The sequence below is a fragment of the Pseudomonas sp. C32 genome (assembly GCF_030417915.1).
Classification (GTDB): Bacteria; Pseudomonadota; Gammaproteobacteria; order Pseudomonadales; family Pseudomonadaceae; genus Aquipseudomonas.
In genome coordinates, this window is sequence record NZ_JAUHUK010000004.1 from 180892 (window position 1) to 201785 (window position 20894).

Consider the following 20894-nt stretch of genomic DNA (forward strand, 5'->3'; position numbering starts at 1 on the left):
CAAGATCAAAAGCCAAAGCCAAGCGAGATCAAAAGATCGCAGCCTTCGGCAGCTCCTACGGGGAAATGTGCACGAGCTGCCGACCAGGCCGGCCGGTCGGCCGCCTCGAGTGCTTTTGATTCTTTTGCCCCCACGGAGCAGGACCGGAGCGAGGGCATGCCGAGCATTAGCGAGGCACCGAACGAAAGGGGCAAGAGCCCTTGGTTACTTGGGGCTCTTCCAAGTGACCCGCTGTAAGAGCGGAACCATAGGTGGTCGTTACCGCAGCAATGGATATGTACACCATAAAAGACACAATGCCATCGCGAGCAGGTTTTTGATGGTGTTCAGGTCATGCGTTCACCCGCGGTTCGCGCGGCATGCCCAGGGCCCGCTCGGCAATCACATTGCGCTGAATCTCGTTACTGCCACCGTAAATGGTGTCGGAGCGGGTGAACAGGAACAGCGACTGCAAGCGGCTGAGCTGGTAGGGCGCGGCGTCGAGGATTTCCCCGGCGTCGCCCAGCACGTCCATGGCCAGTTTGCCCAGATCGCTGTGCCAGGTGGACCAGGCCAGTTTGTAGATCATCGCTTCGCGTCCGAGGTTGCCGTCTTGCGCACCTGAAAGCATACGCAGTGAGTTGTAGCGCAGCACCTTGAGACCGGCCCAGGCCTGGGCGATGCGCTGGCGTAGCAGCGGGTCGCGGGCGGCACCGTTGGCGCGGGCGATCCGGATGATTTCGTCGAGTTCGTTGTGGAACTGCATCTGCTGGCCCAGCGTGGATACGCCACGCTCGAAGCCCAGCAATGCCATGGCGATCTTCCAGCCATCGCCCGGTTGGCCGATCAGGTTGTCGGCACTGGTGGCGGTGTGGTCGAAAAATACTTCATTGAACTCACTGGTGCCGGTCAGTTGCTGGATCGGTTGCACGCGGATGCTGTCCTGGGCCATCGGCACCAGCAGGAACGACAAACCGTGATGCCCCTGGCTACCAGGCTCGGTGCGCGCAAGCACGAAACACCAGTCAGCCTCGTGCGCCAGGGAGGTCCAGACCTTCTGCCCGCTGATCAACCAGTGCTCGCCCGTGGCATCGAGTTTCGCGCGGGTCTGCACGTTGGCCAGGTCCGAGCCGGCGCCCGGTTCCGAATAGCCCTGGCACCAGAACTGGCTGCCGTCGAGGATGCCGGGCAACAGGCGCTGCTGCTGGGCGGGGGTACCGAAGGTGGCGAGTGTCGGGCCGACCAGGCCTTCGCCGATATGACCCATGCGCCCGGGGCCACCGGCACGGGCGTATTCCTCATGGAAGATCACCTGCTGGCTGATGCTCAGTCCCCGTCCGCCGTGATCTTTCGACCAGCCCACGCCGATCCAGCCACCGGCAGCCAACTGGCGTTCCCAGGCTTTGCGTTCTTCGGGAAAGCTGTGCTCATCTCCTGGTCCACCGCGAAAGCGCAAGGGCGAAAACTCGCCGCTCAGGTGTTCGGCCAGCCACTGGGCGACTTCTTCGCGGAACACTTCGTCTGCACGACTGAAACCGATTTTCATGCTTGTTCTCCCAAGAGATGAGCCGCCAGGCGCTCGCGGTGCAACGCCGGACTGCCCAAGAGGTGTTCGCCGGCGCGGGCACGTTTGAAGTACAGGTGTGGATCGTATTCCCAGGTAAAACCGACGCCGCCATGCAGTTGGATCGACTCGGCAGCGCAATGGAAAAACGCCTCGCTGGCGTGGATTTTCGCAGTGGCGGCGGCTTGCTCAAGCGCTTGGGCCACAGCGGCATCGCCGTTCGGGTCCAGGCGTTCCTGGGCCACGCAGGCAGCGTAATAGGCCGCCGACCGGGCGCATTCGACTTGCAGCATCATGTCGGCGCAGCGGTGCTTGATTGCCTGGAAACTGGCAATGGTGCGTTTGAATTGCCGTCGTTCGGCGATGTACGCCAGGGTCAGGTCCAGGGCTTGTTGCGCGCCGCCGGTCTGCTCGGCGGCAAGGCCGATGGCGGCGATCAACAAGGTGTCGCGCAGCACTGTCCAGCCTTGTTCGGGGCCGCAAAGTAGCTGCGCTTCGCTGACCTGCACCTGATGCAATTCAATGCATGCCAGGCGGCGGGTCTGGTCCAGAGTGGCCAGGGGAGTGCGGACCACGCCCGGCGTATCGCCCGGCAAGACAAACAGGCTGATGCCCTGTTCGCCCTGAGTGTCGGGGGCACGAGCGGCGACAATCAGTAGGTCGGCCGAGGCGCCATCGATAACTTGTGCGTACTGGCCGTCAAGGGTCCAGCCGCCGAGGCGCGGTGCAGCCACGACTTGCACGCTGCGAGCCTCCAGCCCCGGAACACTGGCGAAGGCCAGGGTGGCGCGGGTTTCGCCGGCGGCAATCGCCCCCAGCCAGTACTCCTGAAGGGCTTCATTGTGCCCCAGCAACAGGGCGGGGGTGGCCAGGCACGCCGTGGCAAACAGCGGTGAACCCAGCAGGTAGCGACCGCTTTGTTCCAGCAGGATCGCGAGTTCGACAAAACCCAGGCCCATGCCGCCAAAGCGCTCGGGCACCATCAACGCTGGCCAGTAAAGCTCCTGGCCAATCCGCCGCCAGACTTCGGGATCATGCGCATCCGGGCGGTTCATCGCGGCACGCACGGCATGCGAGTCGCTGGCCTGGGCGAGAAAACGCTCGGCGCTGTCGCGAATCATCAGGTGCTCTTCGGTAAAAGCGAACTCCATGGGGGCGGTCTCTGCAAGGCGGATGGATGCGCAAAGTCTGAGCGGGTGGGAGCAGTGTTCGAATCACTAAAACGGACTAGGGACACTGCGTCATCGTGCTTCGCCCTGTAGGAGCCCGGCTTGCCGGCGAAGGCGTCCGTGAAATCGCCTTCGCCGGTAAGCCGCTCTCCCACAGATGCTTAGTCTCAACGGACGATGAAGTGCAAGGCGGCGCTTCGCACAATGCCAGCCACGTAAGCCATTCAGCCAACGAGGACCCAGGCATGATCGACATTCGCGGTTTGAGCTATTTCGTCTCGCAGATCGAAAACCTCAGCCATTGGCAGCGTTACGCCGAAGACGTGCTGGGCATGCAGGTACAGCCAGCGCCGGGCGGTGGCTTGTACGTGAAAATGGACGAGCGTCCGTTTCGCATGCTGATCGTCGAAGGCAGCGAGGCGCGTTATCTGGCTTCCGGTTGGGAGCTGGCCAATGAGCCGGCATTCCAGGCCGCACTTGAGCACCTGAGCGCGGCCGGCATCGAATGGCAGCCGGGCTCTGCCGCCGAGATCGATCAGCGCGGTGTACAGGCGCTGGTCAAAGTCACCGACCCCTCCGGCAACTGCCATGAACTGAGCTGGGGCCATCGCTCTGATTGCCTGCCGTTCGTGTCGCCCCAAGGCGTGCCGCGCTTCATCACTGGCGACATGGGCCTTGGCCACACGGTGCTGCCGGCGCCGAACTTCGACGCCACCCTGGCGTTCGCCAAGGATGTGCTCGGTTTCGAGCTGTCGGACATTTTCAACTTTCGTCCTGGCCCGTCGGCACCGCCGATCCGTATTCACTTCCTGCATTGCCAGAACGCCCGTCACCACAGTCTGGCACTGGCCGAGTACCCGGTGCCGTCTGGCTGCGTGCACGTGATGGTCGAGGTCGATTCGATGACCGAAGTCGGCCGTGCCCATGACCGCCTGCATGCCCACGACGTGAGCCTCTCGGCCACCCTCGGCCAGCACCTGAACGACCGCATGACCAGTTTCTACATGAAGACGCCGTCCGGGTTCGATCTGGAGTACGGGTTTGGTGGGTTGCAGGTCGACTGGGCCGAGCATTCGGCATTCGAATTCACTCGCGTGAGCATTTGGGGGCACGACTTTTCGGTCGGCCAACAGTAAGGAATGATCAACATGAACAAACAACTGACAGCGGCCGATGCGGTCGCTCAATTGCGCGATGGCATGACCATCGGTTTCGGCGGCTGGGGCCCGCGGCGCAAGCCGATGGCCATCGTGCGCGAGATCCTGCGTTCGCCGGTCAAGGACCTGACCGTGGTCGCCTACGGTGGCCCCGAAGTGGGCATGCTGTGCGCTGCCGGCAAGGTCAAGAAGCTGGTGTTCGGCTTCGCCACCCTTGATGCCATTCCGCTGGAACCCTACTACCGCAAGGCCCGCGAAGCCGGCGAGCTGGAGCTGATGGAACTGGACGAAGGCATGTTCCAGTGGGGCCTGCGCGCCGCCGGCATGCGCTTGCCGTTCCTGCCGACCCGTTGTGGCCTGGCAACCGATGTGACGCGCCTGAATCCGGAGCTCAAGACCATCCAGTCGCCTTATGCCGATGGCGAGGTGCTGCTGGCCATGCCGGCACTCAACCTCGACGTGGCGTTCTTGCATGCCAACGTCGCCGATCGCTTGGGCAACTGCCTGGTGACCGGTCCCGACCCATATTTTGACCACCTGTTCGCCCGCGCTGCCAAGCAATGCTTTGTCTCCTGCGAACGCCTGGAAGAACGCCTGGAGCTGAGCGCCGATCAGGCCCGCTTCAACACCTTCGAGCGTTACTTGGTGACCGGCGTGGTGCATGCGCCCCTCGGTGCGCACCCGACGCTCTGCGCCCCCGACTACGGCTGGGACCTCAAACACCTGAAAAACTATGTCGCCAGCAGCCAGGCGGACAACGGCTGGCAGGACTATGTGCAGACCTACATCGCCGGTGGCGAGCAGGCCTATCAGGCACAGAACGGTGGTGCCGACTCCATGGGCGCCTTGCCCCTTCCCGTGTTCTGAGGATTAGCGACTATGTCTGCAACCTGTGATTTCACACTCGCTGAACTGATGATCGTCGCCGCCTCCGAGGCCTGGCGTGGCAATGGCGAGGTGATTGCCTCGGGCCTGGGCGTGATCCCGCGTCTGGGCGCTAGCCTGGCCAAGCTGACCCACAGCCCGGAACTGCTGATGACCGACAGCGAGGCGTTCCTGGTCGAAGAACCGATCCCGCTCGGCCCGCGTGGTGACTATGTGCCGCGTTACTCGGGGTACATGTCGTTCGAGCGGGTCTTCGAATGCGTCTGGGGTGGTCGCCGTCACGCGATGATCGGCCCGACCCAGATCGACCGTTGGGGCCAGACCAATCTGTCCTGCGTCGGCGACTATCAAAAGCCCAAGACCGCGATCCTGGGTGTGCGGGGCTTGCCCGGCAACAGCATCAACCACCTCAACTCGTTCTTCGTGCCCAGCCATAACACGCGGGTGTTTGTCAGCGGCGAAGTGGACATGGTCTCCGGTGTCGGCTTCAAGGCCGAGCGCTGGCCCGAAGGTGCGCGCCGCGACTTGATGGACATCCATTGCGTGGTCAGCGATCTGTGCGTCCTGGATTTCAATGGCCCGGAGCGTGCGGTGCAGGTGCGTTCGTTGCACCCCGGCGTGAGTTTCGAGCAGGTTCAGGAGAACACCGGTTTCCCGTTGCTCAAGTCCGCGCAGTTGCACGAAACCGTGCACCCCACCCCTGAGCAGTTGGCCCTGATCCGCCGCCTCGACCCCCACGATTACCGCGCCACCACGATCAAGGGCAACCCGCCCGGCATCCGTACGGCCTGAGACAAGGAGGCGAGCATGCACAGCAGCGACAGTGAATTTATCGTCCGCGAGGACAAAGCCATCTACGAGACGGACACCCCGGTGCTGTACAGCGTGGCCGAGGGTATCGCCACGCTGACGCTGAACCGGCCAACCTTCAACAACGCGCAAAACTCGCAGATGACCTACGCCCTGGATGCGTGCTTTCGCCAGGCGGTGAACGACGACAGCGTCAAGGTCATCGTCCTGCGGGGCAACGGCAAGCACTTCTCGGCGGGCCACGATATAGGCACTCCGGGGCGCGATATCGACAAGCCGTTTGAGCGCGCGCACCTGTGGTGGGATCACACCAACAAGCCTGGTGGCGAGCAGCTGTATGCCCGCGAGCAGGAGGTGTACCTGGGCATGTGCCGACGCTGGCGTGAACTGCCCAAGCCGACCATCGCGATGGTCCATGGCGCGTGTATCGCGGGTGGGCTGATGCTGGCCTGGGTCTGCGATCTGATCGTCGCCAGCGACGACGCGTTCTTCCAGGATCCGGTGGTGCGCATGGGCATTCCGGGGGTGGAGTACTTTGCCCATCCCTACGAAATGAACCCGCGTATTGCCAAGGAATTTCTCTTCACCGGTGACCGCATGAGCGCCAACCGCGCCTGGCAAGTGGGCATGGTCAACCGCCTGGTGTCACGTGAAGAACTGGAGTCGGCCACCTATGCCCTGGCCGCCGGCATCGCCCGCCAGCCGCGCATGGGCCTAGCGCTGACCAAGCAGGCGATCAACCACGTCGAAGACCTGCAAGGCAAGCGCACGGCAATGGATGCCGTGTTCGCCTGGCACCACTTTGCCCATGCCCATAACGAGCTGTTGTCCGGTGACAAACTCGGCGGTTTCGATGCCAAAGGCATGGCTCGGGCCAACAAGCAGGCCGAGGACAAAAGCCAATGAACAGCTGGCTCGATACGCCGCTGACCGAGGCCCTCGGTTGCCGTTATCCGATTGTGCAAACCGCGATGGGCTGGGTCGCCGACGCCAATCTGGTGATCGCCACGACCCAAGCGGGAGGTTTTGGTTTCCTGGCAGGGGCGACCATCGCGGCGGATGAACTGGAAGGCGAAATTCTCAAGGTGATCGACGCCACTGGCGGCAGCAACTTCGGACTCAATTTCCATATGTTCCAGGACAACGCCACGCAGTGCGTCGACCTGACGATCAAGTACCGCTTGCGCGCCGTGAGTTACGGACGCGGCCCGGACAAACAGACCATCGCGCGTTTCAAGGCAGCCAAGGTGTTGTGCATTCCCACTGTTGGCGCATTGAAGCATGCGCTGAAGGCGGTGGAACTGGGCGCCGACCTCATTACCATTCAGGGCGGTGAGGGCGGTGGCCACACCGGTGGCGTACCCAGTTCGATCCTGCTGCCCCAGGTGCTGGCGGCGGTCAAGGTGCCGGTGATCGCGGCCGGTGGGTTTTCCACCGGACGTGGCCTGGCCTCGGTGTTGGCCGCTGGCGGCGCAGGCATCGCCATGGGCACGCGTTTTCTCATGACCCGTGAATCGCCGACCCCGGCCGCAACGCTCGAACACTATCTGAAGGTAAACGATCCGCAGCAAGTGCGCGTGACCACGGCGGTCGATGGCATGCGCCACCGCATGATCGAAAACCGCTTCATCAATCACTTGGAACAGGCGGGTTCCTTCGGTCGCCTGCGCATTGCTCTGGGCAGCGCCTGGCAGTGGAAGCAGCAGACTGGCATGAGCCTGGGACACATGGCCGCAGTGTTTGTTCGCGCGCTGCGTGAAGACCCTTCCGCGTTGTCGCAAGTGGTGATGGCCGCCAACCAGCCGGTGCTGTTGCAGCGCTCGATGGTCGATGGCGCACCGGACGAAGGCATCCTGCCCAGTGGCCAGGTTGCCGCCGCCATCGGCGAGTTGCTCAGTTGTCGTGAAGTCATCGAAGGCATCGCCAGCGAGGCCCAGGAATGCCTGGATGCGCTCCTGGCACGTAGCCAGGCACGCCCCTCTCACCATCCTGCCAGCATTGGAGAACCCCTATGAACCCGGCATTTACCACACAACTCAATCAGGGGATCGCTGAGCTGGTGATCGCCAAACCACCGGTCAACGCCCTGGACAGCCAGGAGTGGCAAGCCTTGGCGCAACAGATCGAAACCCTTGGTGCCAACCCCGAGGTGCGGGTGATCGTTATCCGCGCCGAGGGCCGCGGATTTTGCGCGGGTGTCGACATCAAGGAACTGGACAAGTACCCGGAGCGCATCGTCGAGGTCAATGCCGGCAATTACGCGACCTTCAAGGCCGTGCACCGCAACCCGGTGCCGGTGATTGTCGCGGTGCATGGTTTTGTCCTCGGTGGCGGCATTGGTATCACCGGCGCAGCGGACATCGTTGTCGCTTCTGAATGCGCGACCTTCGCCTTGCCGGAAGTCGACCGTGGGGCCATGGGTGGCGGTGCACATCTGCAACGTCTGTTCCCGGTGCAGAAAGTTCGCTACCTGTTCTTTACCGGCGACAGCATCGGCGCACCCGAAGCCCTTCAGTACGGTTTTATCGAGCGGATCGTCAGCAAGGACCAGTTGCGTGAAACCGCCTTGGGCATCGCGGCAAAAATTGCCGAAAAAAGCCCGGGGATGATTCGCATCGCCAAGGAAGCCTTGAACGGCATCGAAGACGGCAATCTGGAAGATAAATACCGCTGGGAACAGGGCTTCACCATGCAGGCCTACAGCAGCCCGGACTCCGCGGAAACGCGCCGGGCCTTCGTCGAAAAACGCGACGCCAAGTTCTGAGATAACGCCATGGACCTGACTTATACCCCCAAGCAAAACGCCTTCCGCGCCGAAGTCCGTGCCTGGCTGGCGGCCAACCTGCCACGCGAGCCCCTGGCGAGCTATGACACCCGCGAAGGCTTTGAACAGCACCGCGCCTGGGAGGCCAAGCTGTTCGAGAGCCGCTGGTCGATGGTGATGTGGCCGGCCGAACTCGGCGGTCGCGGTAGCGACCTGATCGAGTGGCTGATCTTCGAGGAAGAGTATTACGGTGCCGGCGCACCGATGCGCGTCAACCAGAACGGCCAGTTGCTGCTGGGACCAACGCTGATGGAATTTGGCACCCCGGAGCAGAAAAAGCGTTTCCTGCCACGCATGGCCGCCAGCCTGGACATGTGGGCGCAAGGTTGGTCGGAGCCCAACGCCGGTTCCGACATGGCGGCGATCACCAGCAAGGCGCTGCTCGACGGCGATCATTACGTGATCAATGGGCAGAAAACCTGGTCGACCCGGGCGATCTACGCCGACTGGCTGTTCGGCCTGTTCCGCAGCGAGCCAGGATCGGCTCGTCACCACGGTCTGTCGTTCATCATGGTGCCGCTGGACACGCCGGGGGTGAGCATTCGCCCGATCAAGGCGCTCAATGGCAAAGATGCTTTTGCCGAAGTGTTTTTCGACGATGTGCGAGTGCCGGTGGCCAACCGCATCGGTGACCAAGGACAAGGCTGGCACGTGGCAATGGCCACCGCCGGTTTCGAGCGCGGGCTGCTGTTGCGTTCCCCGGCGCGTTTCCAGGCCACGGCCCGCAAGCTGGTCGAACTGTATAAGGCGAACCGCGCCAGTGCCGACCGCGACCCGGGTCTGCGCGAGGCGGTGTTGGAGACCTGGATGGGCGCCGAGGCCTACGCGCTGTCGGCCTATTACACCGTCGGGCGTTTGAGCCGAGGCGAGCAGGTCGGCGCCGAGTCGAGCATCAACAAAATCATCTGGTCGGAGCTGGACCTGAAGATGCACGAGACCGCCATGCGCATTCTCGGCACGCGTGGAGAATTGCTGGACAAGGGCGCGCAGGCAGGTGATGCGGCGGGTTGGCTGGAGGGCTTCCTGTTCGCCCAATCCGGCCCGATCTACGCCGGCACCAACGAAATCCAGCGCAACATCATTGCCGAGCGGATGCTCGGCTTGCCGAAATAAGGAGCCGCCCATGGACTTCACTTTTAACGATGACCAGTTGGCGTTCCGCGAAGCCATCAGTCGTTTCCTGATGACCGAAGCCGCACCGGAAATGCTCAGGGAAATCTGGGAGACCGATGCCGGGCGTTCTCGGGACTTGCGCAACAAGATCGCTGATCAGGGCCTGACCGCCTTGTCGGTGCCCGAGGCTGAAGGTGGCCTTGGCATGGACGATGTGACCTGGGCGCTGATGACCCAGGATCTGGGTTACTACGCCATTCCTGATTCCTTGGCCGACACCGCCTATGTCGCCAGTGGCTTGCTCGCCGCTCTGCCCGCGGGGCATCCCGCCCGCGCCGATCTGTTGCCACGGATCGCCGATGGCAGTTTGCGCATGGCAATCAGTCATCCAGTCAATGCCCTGGTCAGCGACGCGCAACTGGCCGAAGTGCTGATACTCACCGACGGCGACGACATCCACGTGGTGCCGCGATCCGAAGTGAACGTGGAAAACCACCCTAGCATCGATGCTTCGCGACGTCTGGGCCGGGTGAGCTGGACTCCGTCCGCGGCGACCTGCGTGGCCAGCGGCGAGCAGGGTCGGGCTTTGCAGGAACGCCTGTTGGACCGTGGCGCGCTGTCGGTGGCCGGGCAACTGTTAGGGCTGGCGCAGCGCATGCTGGACCTGTCGGTGGACTACGTGGCCCAACGCAAACAGTTCGGCAAACCGATCGGCAGTTTCCAGGCGGTCAAACATCACCTGGCCGACGTTGCCCGTTACATCGAACAGGCCAAACCGGTGCTGTACCGCGCCGCCCATGCGTTGGCTCGGGGCGACGTCAACGCTGGCGTCTGGGTATCCCAAGCGCGTCTGGCGGCGAATGAGGCGAGCTGGATTGCCGCGCGCAAAGGCATCCAGGTGCACGGTGCGATGGGGTACACCTGGGAAGTGGATCTGCAAATGTTCATGAAGCGAGCCTGGGCCCTCGATGCGTCCTGGGGGGACCGCGGCTTTCACAAAACCCGTGTCAGCGACTACCTGTTCGCCGACGCCACCGGCCTGGGGCCGGGGCATACTTTCGAGGAATGAGTCATGGCACAGGCCTACATTGTTGATGCACTGCGCAGCCCTACCGGCAAACGCAAGGGAGGGCTGAGCGAGATCCACGCGATTGACCTGGGCGCCCATGTGCTCAAGGCGCTGGTGGAGCGCAATGCGATCCCTGCGGAAGATTATGACGACGTGATATTCGGTTGCGTCGACACCATCGGTTCCCAGGCCGGCGATATCGCGCGCACCAGTTGGCTAGCCGCCGGTTTACCCCTGACGGTGCCCGGCACCACAGTCGATCGCCAGTGCGGGTCGTCGCAACAGGCGCTGCACTTCGCCGCGCAGGCGGTGATGAGCGGCACCCAGGATGTGGTTGCGGTGGGCGGGGTACAGACCATGACCCAGATCCCGATTTCCTCGGCGATGCTCGCCGGCCAGCCGCTGGGTTTTGCTGATCCGTTCTCGGGCAGCGTCGGCTGGCGCGCGCGGTTTGGCCAGCAGCCAGTGAACCAGTTCTACGCGGCACAACGGATTGCCGATCACTGGCAGATCAGCCGCGAGCAAATGGAAGCGTTTGCTTTGCAAAGCCACGAACGCGCTTTGGCGGCCATCGCCAGTGGCCGCTTTGCCCGGGAAATCGTCAGCTGCCAGGGCCTGGCGGTGGATGAAACCCCGCGCCACAGCAGCCTGGCGAAGATGGCCGAATTGCAACCGGTGGACCCGCAATTTCCCTCGATCACCGCGGCCGTTTCCAGCCAGACCTGCGACGCCTCGGCGGCGTTGCTGGTGGTGTCCGAGGCGGCGCTCAAGCGCTACGACCTGACGCCACGGGCACGGATTCATCAGTTGACGGTGCTCGGTGACGATCCGATCTGGCACCTCACCGCCCCGATTGCGGCTACCCGCCGGGCCTTGGCCAAAAGCGGCCTGAGCATGGCCGACATCGACCGCGTGGAGATCAACGAAGCCTTTGCCTCGGTCGTCATGGCTTGGGCCAAGGAGCTGGATTACGACCCTGCGCGCACTAACGTCAATGGCGGTGCGATTGCCCTCGGCCATCCGCTGGGCGCAACCGGCGCACGACTGATGACCACGCTGCTCAACGAACTGGAGTGCAGCGGTGGTCGCTATGGCTTGCAAACCATGTGTGAAGGCGGCGGCCAGGCCAACGTGACCATTATCGAACGCTTGTGATTTTTTGCCGGCCGCCGCTTCGGGTGCGCGGCCACCCAACATTTGAGGAGTCAAACATGGCTATGTGTGCAGACCGCACCGTGATCATCACCGGGGCCGGCGGAGGACTCGGTCGCGCCTACGCCCTGGCGTTCGCTGCGCAAGGGGCCAACGTGGTGGTCAACGATATTCGCGCCGAGGCTGCAGAAGATGTGGCAGGTGAGATTCGCGCCAACGGTGGTCAGGCGATTGCCAACAGCGACGACATTACGACCCTGGCCACCGCGCAGCGCATCGTCGATGCAGCATTTGCGGCGTTCGGTGAAGTGCATGTGTTGATCAACAATGCCGGGGTGTTGCGCGACCGCATGTTCATCAGCCTCAGTGAAGAAGACTGGGACATGGTTATGCGCGTCCATCTCAAGGGTCATTACTGCCTGGCCAACATCCTGGGCCGCCGCTGGCGCGACCTGGCCAAGGCCGGCACACCGGTTGATGCGCGGATCATCAACACCAGCTCCGGCGCCGGCCTGCAAGGCTCGGTGGGACAGTCCAATTATTCGGCGGCCAAGGGCGGCATTGCTTCACTGACCCTGGTGCAAGCGGCGGAACTGGCTCGCTACGGCGTCACCGCCAACGCGCTGGCACCGGCCGCACGCACCTCGATGACCGAGGGCGCCATGCCCGACGTGGTGAAAAAACCCGAGGACGGTAGCTTTGATGCTTGGGCCGCGGAAAACGTTGCGCCGCTGGTGGTGTGGCTGGGAAGCCCTGCGTCGGCTCACGTCAGCGGTCAGATCTTCGAAAGTCAGGGCGGGCGAATTTCCCTCGGTGACGGCTGGCGCACCGGCGTCACTCGCGACAAAGGCGCGTTGTGGCAGGCAGAAGAAATCGGCGCGGCAGTGGATGCGATCCTCGCCGAAGCGCCGAAGGCGCAGAAAGTCTGGGGCACTTGAAGCCCCGCCTCACTCGCGGACTCACTCGATCAACTGTAGGAGCTGGCTTGCCAGCGATAGCGGCCTGACAGCCGACCTGGATTTTGACCGAGTAAATATCCATTCCTGCGGTAACGGCCACTTACGGTTCCGCTCTTACAGCGGGTTACTTGGAAAAGCCCCAAGTAACCAAGGGCTCTTGCCCCTTTCGTTCGGTGCCTCGCTGTGGCTCGGCATACCCTCGCTCCGGTCCTGCTCCGTGGGCCCGCCGCGATCGGCCATCCATGGCCGTGCGCGGCTAACCCGGCATCCATGCCGGGTTACCCACTGCGCAGAACCTGCGCTCGGCCTCTCGATGGGGCAAGAAGATCAAAAGCCAAAACCAAAGCGAGGCGGCCTACGGGCCGACCTGATCTCTGGTGAACGCGTCCCCCTGTAGGAGCTGCCGAAGGCTGCGATCTTTTGATCTTGCTAGCACCGCAGTGTATCCGTTGCACCACGTCATCCTTCTCCACCTTCATACCCCATTTTGACGATGCGCCCGCATCGCTCCCTCCGTACAACTGCAGCGTATTGATTTCTTCGGAGGTAGACGCTGTGAAACAAGCCCCCCCTTATGTGCCAGGTCATCAACTGCTGGCTGGAAAATCGGTGTTGATTACCGCTGCTGCCGGCGCTGGCATCGGTTATTCGGCGGCCCGCCGCAGTGCTGAGGAAGGCTGTCGAGCGCTGATGATTTCCGATGTGCATTCGCGGCGCCTGGAAGACGCAGTGGAGCGCCTCAAGGCCGAGACTGGTCTGCAGGCGATTTATGGCCAGCTGTGCAATGTCACTGTCGAAGACGAAGTCCAGGCCCTGGTGGCTGCCGCCGAAGAGGCGTTGGGCGGGGTCGATGTGCTGATCAACAACGCGGGCTTGGGTGGTCAAAAGCGCGTGGTCGAGATGAGTGACGAAGAATGGTTGCGGGTGCTGGATGTGACCTTGACCGGTACCTTCCGCATGACGCGGGCGATGTTGCCGCACATGCAGCGCCGTGGTTCGGGCGCCATCGTCAACAACGCCTCGGTGCTCGGTTGGCGGGCACAGAAGGAACAAGCCCATTACGCCGCCGCCAAGGCCGGGGTGATGGCGCTGACCCGCTGCAGTGCGCTTGAAGCCGCCGAGTTTGGTGTGCGCATCAATGCGGTATCGCCATCGATTGCCCTGCACGACTTCCTCAAGAAAGCCTCCAGTGAAGAGTTGCTAGCCAGTCTCGCCGGGCGTGAGGCGTTCGGTCGCGCCGCCGAAGTCTGGGAAGTGGCCAACGTGATGATGTTCCTGGCCAGCGACTATGCCTCCTACATGGTCGGCGAAGTGCTGTCCGTCAGTTCGCAACAGGCTTGAGGATTCAATCATGAGTCACGTTTTCAGCAGTGCCCAGGCGTTGCTTGCGGCCGAAGGCCTGGACCTGGGCCACACCGAATGGCTGACCATCGACCAGCAACGCATCGACCTGTTCGCCGAAGCGACCAGTGATCACCAGTGGATTCATGTCGACCCGGTGCGTGCCGCCAGCGGTCCTTTTGGTGCCTGCATTGCCCACGGCTACCTGACTCAGTCCCTGTCCAATCTGTTCATGCCGCAGCTGATGACCATCGAAAACATGGCCATGGGCGTCAACTACGGCAGCGACCGGGTGCGCTTCCCTGCACCGGTCAAGGTCGACTCGCGAGTGCGCGGCAGCGGCCAGATCATCCGCGCCGAAACCCTGGGCGACGCCGTGCAACTGGTGGTGCGCATGACCATGGAAGTCGAGGGCCAGACGCGCCCGGGCTGCGTGATCGACACCATAAGCCGCTACACCTTCAACCCAATTTCCGAGTGAGTTGCCCATGGACCTGAATGAAGTTGTCATCGTCGCCACCGCCCGTACCGCGCTGGCCAAGTCGTTTCGCGGATCCTTCAACGATACCGAGGCCCCGGTGCTGGGCGGCCATGTCGTGCGCGCGGTGGTCGAGCGCGCCGGCATCGAGCCGGCTGATGTCGAGGATGTGATCATGGGCGCGGCGGTCCAGCAGGGCACCCAGGCCTACAACATCGGTCGGCTCTGTGCCTACACCGGTGGATTGCCGGACAGCGTGCCGGGTATGGCTCTGGACCGGATGTGCGCTTCCGGCCTGATGAGTATCGGTGTGGCAGCGAAGGGCATCATGACCGGCGAGATGAACATCGCCATCGGCGGCGGCGTGGAATCCCTGTCGCTGACCCAGACCAAACACAAGAACAGCTTTCGCGCGCAGTCTGAAGCCGTGCTGCAGGTGATGCCCAGCGCCTACATTCCGATGATCGAAACCGCCGAGATTGTCTCGCGCCGCTATGGCATTAGCCGCGCCGCCCAGGATGAATACTCGCTGCAAAGCCAGCTACGCACCGCTGCCGCCCAGCGTGATGGCCTGTTCGACGAGGAAATTGTCGGCCTGAGCGTCGACAAGCTGCTGTTCGCCGCCGATGGCCAGCCCAATGGCCATGAACGCGTGGAGGTCCTGCGCGACGAGTGCAACCGGCCCAATACGCGCCTGGAAGATCTGGCCGGATTGAAGCCGGTGTGGAAGGACGGCAAATGGATCGAGCAGGGCGAGTTCGTCACCGCTGGCAACGCCTCGCAATTCTCCGACGGTGCCGCGGCCAGCCTGCTGATGAGTCGTGCCGAGGCCAAGCGTCGCGGATTGACGCCACTGGGCATCTACCGCGGTATTGCCGTGGGCGGCTGCGCGCCAGAAGAAATGGGCATCGGCCCGGTGATCGCCATTCCCAAGCTGCTCAAGCGCTTTGGCTTGGGGGTCGCGGATATCGGCCTGTGGGAAATCAACGAGGCCTTTGCCAGCCAAGTGTTGCATTGTCGCGATGCGCTGCAGATCCCGGCTGATCGCCTGAACGTGAATGGTGGGGCGATTGCCATCGGGCATCCTTTCGGTATGTCCGGCGCGCGGATGGTCGGCCACGCCTTGCTCGAAGGACGGCGGCGCGGTGTGCGCTATGTGGTCATTGCCATGTGCATCGGTGGCGGCATGGGCGCCGCAGGCCTGTTCGAACTGCCGTGAGGCGAGCGGAGCGCCGCGCCGTCGCGATTCAATCCATGGGGGCCCGCTGGTCGGGCCCGCTGCTGGGGAATGGTTATGCAAAGTCACATGCCCAATGCACAGGTCCTGGCGCAAATGGGCCTGGAGCTGGCCGAGTACGAACGGATTATCGGCAACATCTACGAAGCAGCGATGAATACTCGCTGCCTGAGCGACTCGTTGCGCGAGATCCGCGCATTGTTCAAGGCCAATTTCGTCACCCTGATCCTGCGGGTCCAGGATGAGCCGCTGTTGTCACCGATGGTGGTTGCCGGTGATGTCGAACTGGGGCAGGGCGGGATCAACCATTATGCCTACTACGCCAAATCCACCCTGTTCGAAGGCTTGCCCACCGACACCGTGTTCACCATCGATGAACTGATGAGCGATGCCGAGTGGGCCAGTTCGGCGTTTTACCTGCTGTACTGCCAACCCTACGATTGCTACCACATGCTCGGTGCCGATATCCGCATGCCGGATGGCGGCACGGTGCGCTTTCGGATCAATCGACCACAGGGTCAGCCAGCTTTCAGTGACACCGAGCGGGCCATGTGCGCCATGTTGTTGCCGCACCTGCGCCGGACCTTACACCTGTATTCGCAGCTCGACCGCAGTGAGTCCCTCGGCAGTCTGTATTCGCAGACGATCAGCCGCCTTGCGGTGGCGACCATCGTGCTCGATGAAAACGGCAGCGTGGTGCAACTCAATCCCGTGGCCCGGGACATTCTCGACAGTCAGGACGGCCTCAAGGTGGTGGGCGGTCGGCTGGAGGCCACGTATCCCAGTGACAATCGTGAATTGACTCGCCTGGTGCGAAATGCTTTTCAGCGAGCCAGGCAGGGTGTCGGCAAGGGTGTGCAGGTGGCTGAGGCGACGTCGATTTCCCGTCCTTCCGGACAGGTCAGCCTGGGGGTTGTGGTGGAGTTGATTCCCTCCCGGGATCTGCTCGAAGGCAACGGCAAGCCGACGGTGGTGGTGTATGTGCGCGATGCGGTGAGCAAGTCGCTGGTGAGTACGGTGTTGACGTCGCAACTGTACAACCTGACCCCGGCGGAAACTGCACTGGCCCTGGAACTGGCCAACGGTCTGTCGTTGGAGGAAGCCTCGGAACTGCTCAATATTCGCCGTAACACCGCGCGTGCGCACTTGCGTTCGATTTTCTCCAAGACCGGTGTGCGGCGCCAGACCGAGCTGGTGCGGATCATGCTCAACAGCGTGGTGGCCCTGGGCGCGCCACAGCCGACCGGGGCCCGGTTGTGAGGCGCGGCTGCGCAAAAATGCGTTAGTCCGTGCGGACGATGCTGCCAGGTTCCTGGGCTGTCGATACTGGGCAACCGTTGTCGAACCTAAGGAGAATAAAAATGACCGGCAGTAATCAGTCCCCTGGCTGGGCCTTGGTGTTGTTATTGGGGTGCAGTGCCATCGGCACGGTGCATGCCGCACCGGAAGACATCCCGCGATTGGGCAACGACTTGACGTGCCTGGGCGCGGAAAAGGCCGGCAATGCCGACGGTAGCATTCCAGCGTTCAGCGGCAAGTGGCTGGGTGCACCGCCCCACGTCGATTTCAAGGGCACGGGCAACCATCCGGTGGATCCGTACCCGGACGAAAAGCCGCTGTTCGTGATCACCGCGCAGAACATCGCGCAATACAGCGACTACCTGTCCGACGGCCAGAAAGCGCTGTTCAAGCTGTACCCGGGCACTTACAAAATGCCGGTCTATCCCTCGCATCGGGATTTTCGTTACAACGACGCGGTCTGCCAGGCCACGCGTGAAAACGCCAGTGTCGCGCGTTTGGTGGATGACGGCGAAGGCGTGGTCGGCAAGACCGGCGGCACACCGTTCCCAGTACCGCGCAGCGGCCTGGAACTATTGAAAAACGCCTCGACGTTTACCTTGCGCGCCTGGACCGAGGAATACGTCTCGGATAACGCCTACGTGCTTAAGGACGGCAACATCAACTGGGGTCGCGTGCATTCGCGCAACCTGGCACCGGCGCTGGAGCCAGGCAAGATTGGCGAAACCAGCGGCAACTCGTCGTTCTATCTCAACGAGACCTTGCTGCCGCAACGGGACAAGGGCGAGATCAATACCGGCACCGAGTTCTGGAACGATAAGACCGAACCGCGCCAGGCCTGGCGTTACGATCCCGGCACCCGTCGTGTGCGTCAGTCGCCGGGTTATGGTTTCGACATGTCGTTCCCTGGCAGTGGTGGCTCAATCACGGTGGACGAAGTGCGCCTGTTCAACGGTTCGGGCCAGCGCTACGACTGGAAGATCGTCGGCAAGCGCGAGATGTACATTCCCTACAACACCTATCGCCTGCACGCGGGCAATCTTAAGTACACCGATCTGCTGACCCCCGGCCACATCAATCCCGACGTCATGCGCTATGAGCGCCATCGAGTTTGGGAGCTGGAAGGCACTCTCAAACCCGGGTATCGCCACTTGTATGGCAAACGCAAGTTGTATGTCGACGAAGACACCTGGTTCCCGATGCTCGCCGACAATTACGACAACCGTGGCGAGCTGTGGCGTACCTCAATGGTCAACTACTTCTACGCCTACGAAAGCCAGCGCCAGCAAGCAGGCGTCGGCCTGTATTACGACCTCAATGCCGGCAGCTACCTGGCGTTCAACCTGATCAACGAGCAGCGCAACGGTTACCTGTTGAACAAACCCGGTTTCAGTCCCCGCGACTTTGGTCCGGAAGCCGCTCGGCGCTTCGGCCAATAACCCTCAAGCACGGCGCCCGTCGGGCCATGGGCGCCGATTGAGAGTGGCTCGCATTTGATCTAGTCCAACTGAAGGATGATCTGCTTGCGCGACTCCTCAATGATGTTCGCCATGGGATCACCCTGTATTTCTTGGGGGCATTGCCTGCCCCGAAGTCTGCACTCGAGGAACAATAACAATGACGAAACTCGCTGAAATCAACATCGAGAACGCCCAGCGTACCCACCGTTACGCGCGCGGCTGGCACTGTCTGGGCAATGCCAGCGATTACCGCGATGGCAAACCCCATACCCTGGAAGTCTTCGGCACCCGCCTGGTGGCCTTTGCCGACAGCCAGGGCACGATCAGTATTCTGGATGCCTATTGCCCGCACATGGGCGCGGACCTGTCCCAGGGCACCATCGAAAACGACAAGCTGGTCTGCCCGTTCCACCATTGGAAGTACGACACTGGCGGTAAGTGCGTAGAGATTCCTTACTGCAAACGCATTCCACCCAAGGCCAAGACCCGCAGCTGGTTGACCTGCGAGGAAAACAACCTGCTGTTCGTCTGGAACAACCCCGAAGGCCGCCCGCCAAAAGAGGGCGTGATCATTCCGCATATGCCTGAGATGGATGATCCGGATTGGGTTCATGACTGGAACATCGACACCATGCACATCGAAACCAACCCACGGGAGTTGGTTGATAACCTGGTAGATGCCCAGCACTTCGGGCCGGTGCACGGGACGCCGACGAAGTATTTCGCCAATGTGTTCGAAGGGCATATCGGCCATCAGATTTTCCATGGCGATTCCGAACGCCTGGGCGGTGACCTGATCGCGCCATCGGCTTACTACGGCCCGGCCACGCACTTCACGCACATCAGCTCGATGTTCGGCGACGTGCGCATCCACGCCATTTTGCTCAACAGCCACGTACCGGTGACGCCGAACAGCTTCGACCTGCGCTTTGGTTGCATGGTCAAGCGCGTACCAGGCTGGACTGAAGAACAAAACCAGGAAGTGGCCAAGGCCTATGTCCAGGGCAACCGCGACTCGTTCTATCAGGACGTGGTGATCTGGAAACACAAAATCCGTATCGACAAGCCGGTGCTGGCAGAAACCGACGGCCCGGTTTACCAGCTGCGCGAGTGGTACGAGCAGTTCTTCACCAATGAGGACGACGTGCCGGCATTCATGGCCGAGCGTCGCGAGTTCATTACGGTCGACGAGCGCTGACAGAGCAACAAGGCGCCTTCCCGCGATAAGCATTTGTCCTCGAAGGCGCCGCACGCAGCGGCCCTGCCACCTTGCAAGTCATGGCAGTGGAGCAGGTCGGATTCAAAGGTCATGAGAGCACTGACAATGAAAATAAAAAGTCTTCTTGCCTATGTCGTCCCCTTGTTTGTCCTGTTTTCCCTGGTGGTGACCGTGCAGGTTTCGGTACCGCCGGAATCCCCCAGCGTCCTGGCCTGCAAGCGTTATGCGAGCTGTGTCGCGATGAGTTCGAGTGTCCCGAACTGGCTTAATCTCCGTTAGGTAACGGTTATTGATCCTTGTCTACATCCACTTCCTTCCAACTGGCATCCGGATCGAAGCGCTTCATCGCTTGCCCGATTTTTTCTCCATCGGGCCCCAGGTCCTTCTCGAACACCTGACCTTCATGACTGATCATGAAGCTCATCACTCCGGTGTCGTTATATTTCGCTGGCCAGGCGATCAGCGCAAAACCTCGGCTCATCTTGTCGCCGATGAGATAGTTATAGGCGCCACCGGGCGCCGAAGGGCCCTGGCCTTTAAGGATGCGAAAGCGGTAGCCGCGCCATTCTTCGTCGGCAATGGCTCTGCCGAACGAAGGCCCGAGCGGGCTGATCTGGCCGCTGCCGTCGTCTGCCCAGTAGAGTCCGTCGTGCTTGCCTTCGGTGCTGAAGATTTTCTGTGCGTATTCGAGGGCGCCGTCACCGTCACGGTCCACTGCCGCGTAGTCCATCTGGGCATCGTGATAGGCCAGCACCGATTGCACCGCGTTAAGCTCGTTGCGGCCAATTCGACGCGCACGGATTTCGGCACTGCCGGCCTTCGTGTCGAAGCGCCAGCCATTGGCGTCCTCGACCAACGGAATAGGCATTGTCCAGTGGTCTGCACCGACGTCCAGAACAGCCTTTCGATCACCGGTTTTTTCAATCCGGTGTTGCTCGCGGTAATGCTGCAAAAATGCATCCACGTCTTTGCGCTGTACGCCTTCGCGCGGGATGAAGCTGTGCCATTCGCTGCCCAGTAACTCTGTCAGGCGTGCCTGGTCGGCGTGCTCCGTGCCCAATGCTTCGACGAACGCTTCGACAGCCTTTTCTGGCGTTGGAAATACCTGCTGTGCCGATGCGATACACGACCACAGCAAGCCGGCCGTCATCGCAAGCACCTGAGGAAGCGAGCCCATGA

19 protein-coding genes are annotated in these 20894 nt (G+C 62.1%); 16 read left to right on the forward strand and 3 right to left on the reverse strand.

Going from position 1 to position 20894, the window contains the following annotated elements:
- Window positions 1-331: 331 nt before the first annotated feature.
- Window positions 332-1525 (reverse strand): acyl-CoA dehydrogenase family protein, encoded by a 1194-nt coding sequence (locus QYH43_RS06330; protein ID WP_301156661.1) that lies wholly within the window; start codon window positions 1523-1525, stop codon window positions 332-334.
- Window positions 1522-2694: an acyl-CoA dehydrogenase family protein gene (locus QYH43_RS06335; protein WP_301156662.1), complete on the reverse strand. Its 1173-nt coding sequence runs from the start codon at window positions 2692-2694 to the stop codon at window positions 1522-1524. Before QYH43_RS06335 ends, QYH43_RS06330 begins: the two co-directional genes overlap by 4 nt.
- Before the next feature lie 263 nt (window positions 2695-2957).
- Between QYH43_RS06335 and QYH43_RS06340 the strand changes: the two genes are divergently transcribed.
- From QYH43_RS06340 to QYH43_RS06415, 16 genes are all read left to right on the forward strand, one after another.
- Window positions 2958-3848, forward strand: coding sequence for a VOC family protein (locus tag QYH43_RS06340; protein ID WP_301156663.1), 891 nt, complete (start codon window positions 2958-2960; stop codon window positions 3846-3848).
- Window positions 3849-3860: 12 nt separating this feature from the next.
- Window positions 3861-4736: a CoA transferase subunit A gene (locus QYH43_RS06345; RefSeq protein ID WP_095152838.1), complete on the forward strand. Its 876-nt coding sequence runs from the start codon at window positions 3861-3863 to the stop codon at window positions 4734-4736.
- Window positions 4737-4748: 12 nt separating this feature from the next.
- Window positions 4749-5546, forward strand: coding sequence for a CoA-transferase subunit beta (locus QYH43_RS06350; protein WP_095061062.1), 798 nt, complete (start codon window positions 4749-4751; stop codon window positions 5544-5546).
- A gap of 15 nt (window positions 5547-5561) precedes the next feature.
- Window positions 5562-6470: an enoyl-CoA hydratase gene (locus QYH43_RS06355; RefSeq protein WP_301156664.1), complete on the forward strand. Its 909-nt coding sequence runs from the start codon at window positions 5562-5564 to the stop codon at window positions 6468-6470.
- Window positions 6467-7579, forward strand: coding sequence for a nitronate monooxygenase family protein (locus QYH43_RS06360; RefSeq protein WP_301156665.1), 1113 nt, complete (start codon window positions 6467-6469; stop codon window positions 7577-7579). The genes QYH43_RS06355 and QYH43_RS06360 overlap by 4 nt, the downstream gene beginning before the upstream one ends.
- Window positions 7576-8328, forward strand: coding sequence for an enoyl-CoA hydratase family protein (locus tag QYH43_RS06365; protein WP_095152839.1), 753 nt, complete (start codon window positions 7576-7578; stop codon window positions 8326-8328). Before QYH43_RS06360 ends, QYH43_RS06365 begins: the two co-directional genes overlap by 4 nt.
- A 9-nt stretch (window positions 8329-8337) precedes the next feature.
- On the forward strand, window positions 8338-9501 hold the full coding sequence (locus QYH43_RS06370) for an acyl-CoA dehydrogenase family protein (protein ID WP_060543480.1): 1164 nt from the start codon (window positions 8338-8340) through the stop codon (window positions 9499-9501).
- Window positions 9502-9511: 10 nt separating this feature from the next.
- A complete protein-coding gene (locus tag QYH43_RS06375) occupies window positions 9512-10570 on the forward strand; it encodes an acyl-CoA dehydrogenase family protein (RefSeq protein WP_301156666.1) in 1059 nt (352 codons plus the stop codon).
- A gap of 3 nt (window positions 10571-10573) precedes the next feature.
- Complete coding sequence (locus tag QYH43_RS06380; protein ID WP_060543482.1) at window positions 10574-11725, forward strand: acetyl-CoA C-acetyltransferase; 1152 nt, start codon at window positions 10574-10576, stop codon at window positions 11723-11725.
- A 56-nt stretch (window positions 11726-11781) separates the two neighbouring features.
- A complete protein-coding gene (locus tag QYH43_RS06385; RefSeq protein WP_095152842.1) occupies window positions 11782-12660 on the forward strand; it encodes an SDR family oxidoreductase in 879 nt (292 codons plus the stop codon).
- Window positions 12661-13236: 576 nt separating this feature from the next.
- Complete coding sequence (locus QYH43_RS06390) at window positions 13237-14022, forward strand: SDR family oxidoreductase (RefSeq protein ID WP_095152843.1); 786 nt, start codon at window positions 13237-13239, stop codon at window positions 14020-14022.
- 10 nt (window positions 14023-14032) lie between these two features.
- Window positions 14033-14503, forward strand: a complete 471-nt coding sequence (locus QYH43_RS06395) for a MaoC family dehydratase (protein ID WP_095152844.1) — start codon at window positions 14033-14035, stop codon at window positions 14501-14503.
- 7 nt (window positions 14504-14510) lie between these two features.
- Window positions 14511-15719 (forward strand): acetyl-CoA C-acyltransferase, encoded by a 1209-nt coding sequence (locus QYH43_RS06400; protein WP_095152845.1) that lies wholly within the window; start codon window positions 14511-14513, stop codon window positions 15717-15719.
- A gap of 75 nt (window positions 15720-15794) precedes the next feature.
- Window positions 15795-16997 (forward strand): helix-turn-helix transcriptional regulator, encoded by a 1203-nt coding sequence (locus QYH43_RS06405; RefSeq protein WP_095152846.1) that lies wholly within the window; start codon window positions 15795-15797, stop codon window positions 16995-16997.
- 101 nt (window positions 16998-17098) lie between these two features.
- Window positions 17099-18475, forward strand: coding sequence for a DUF1329 domain-containing protein (locus QYH43_RS06410; RefSeq protein ID WP_095152847.1), 1377 nt, complete (start codon window positions 17099-17101; stop codon window positions 18473-18475).
- A 178-nt stretch (window positions 18476-18653) separates the two neighbouring features.
- A complete protein-coding gene (locus QYH43_RS06415; protein ID WP_095061040.1) occupies window positions 18654-19694 on the forward strand; it encodes a Rieske 2Fe-2S domain-containing protein in 1041 nt (346 codons plus the stop codon).
- A 307-nt stretch (window positions 19695-20001) separates the two neighbouring features.
- On the opposite strand, the gene QYH43_RS06420 is transcribed toward QYH43_RS06415, so the two are convergent.
- Window positions 20002-20892, reverse strand: a complete 891-nt coding sequence (locus QYH43_RS06420; protein ID WP_095152848.1) for a DUF2950 domain-containing protein — start codon at window positions 20890-20892, stop codon at window positions 20002-20004.
- Window positions 20893-20894 lie beyond the last annotated feature (2 nt).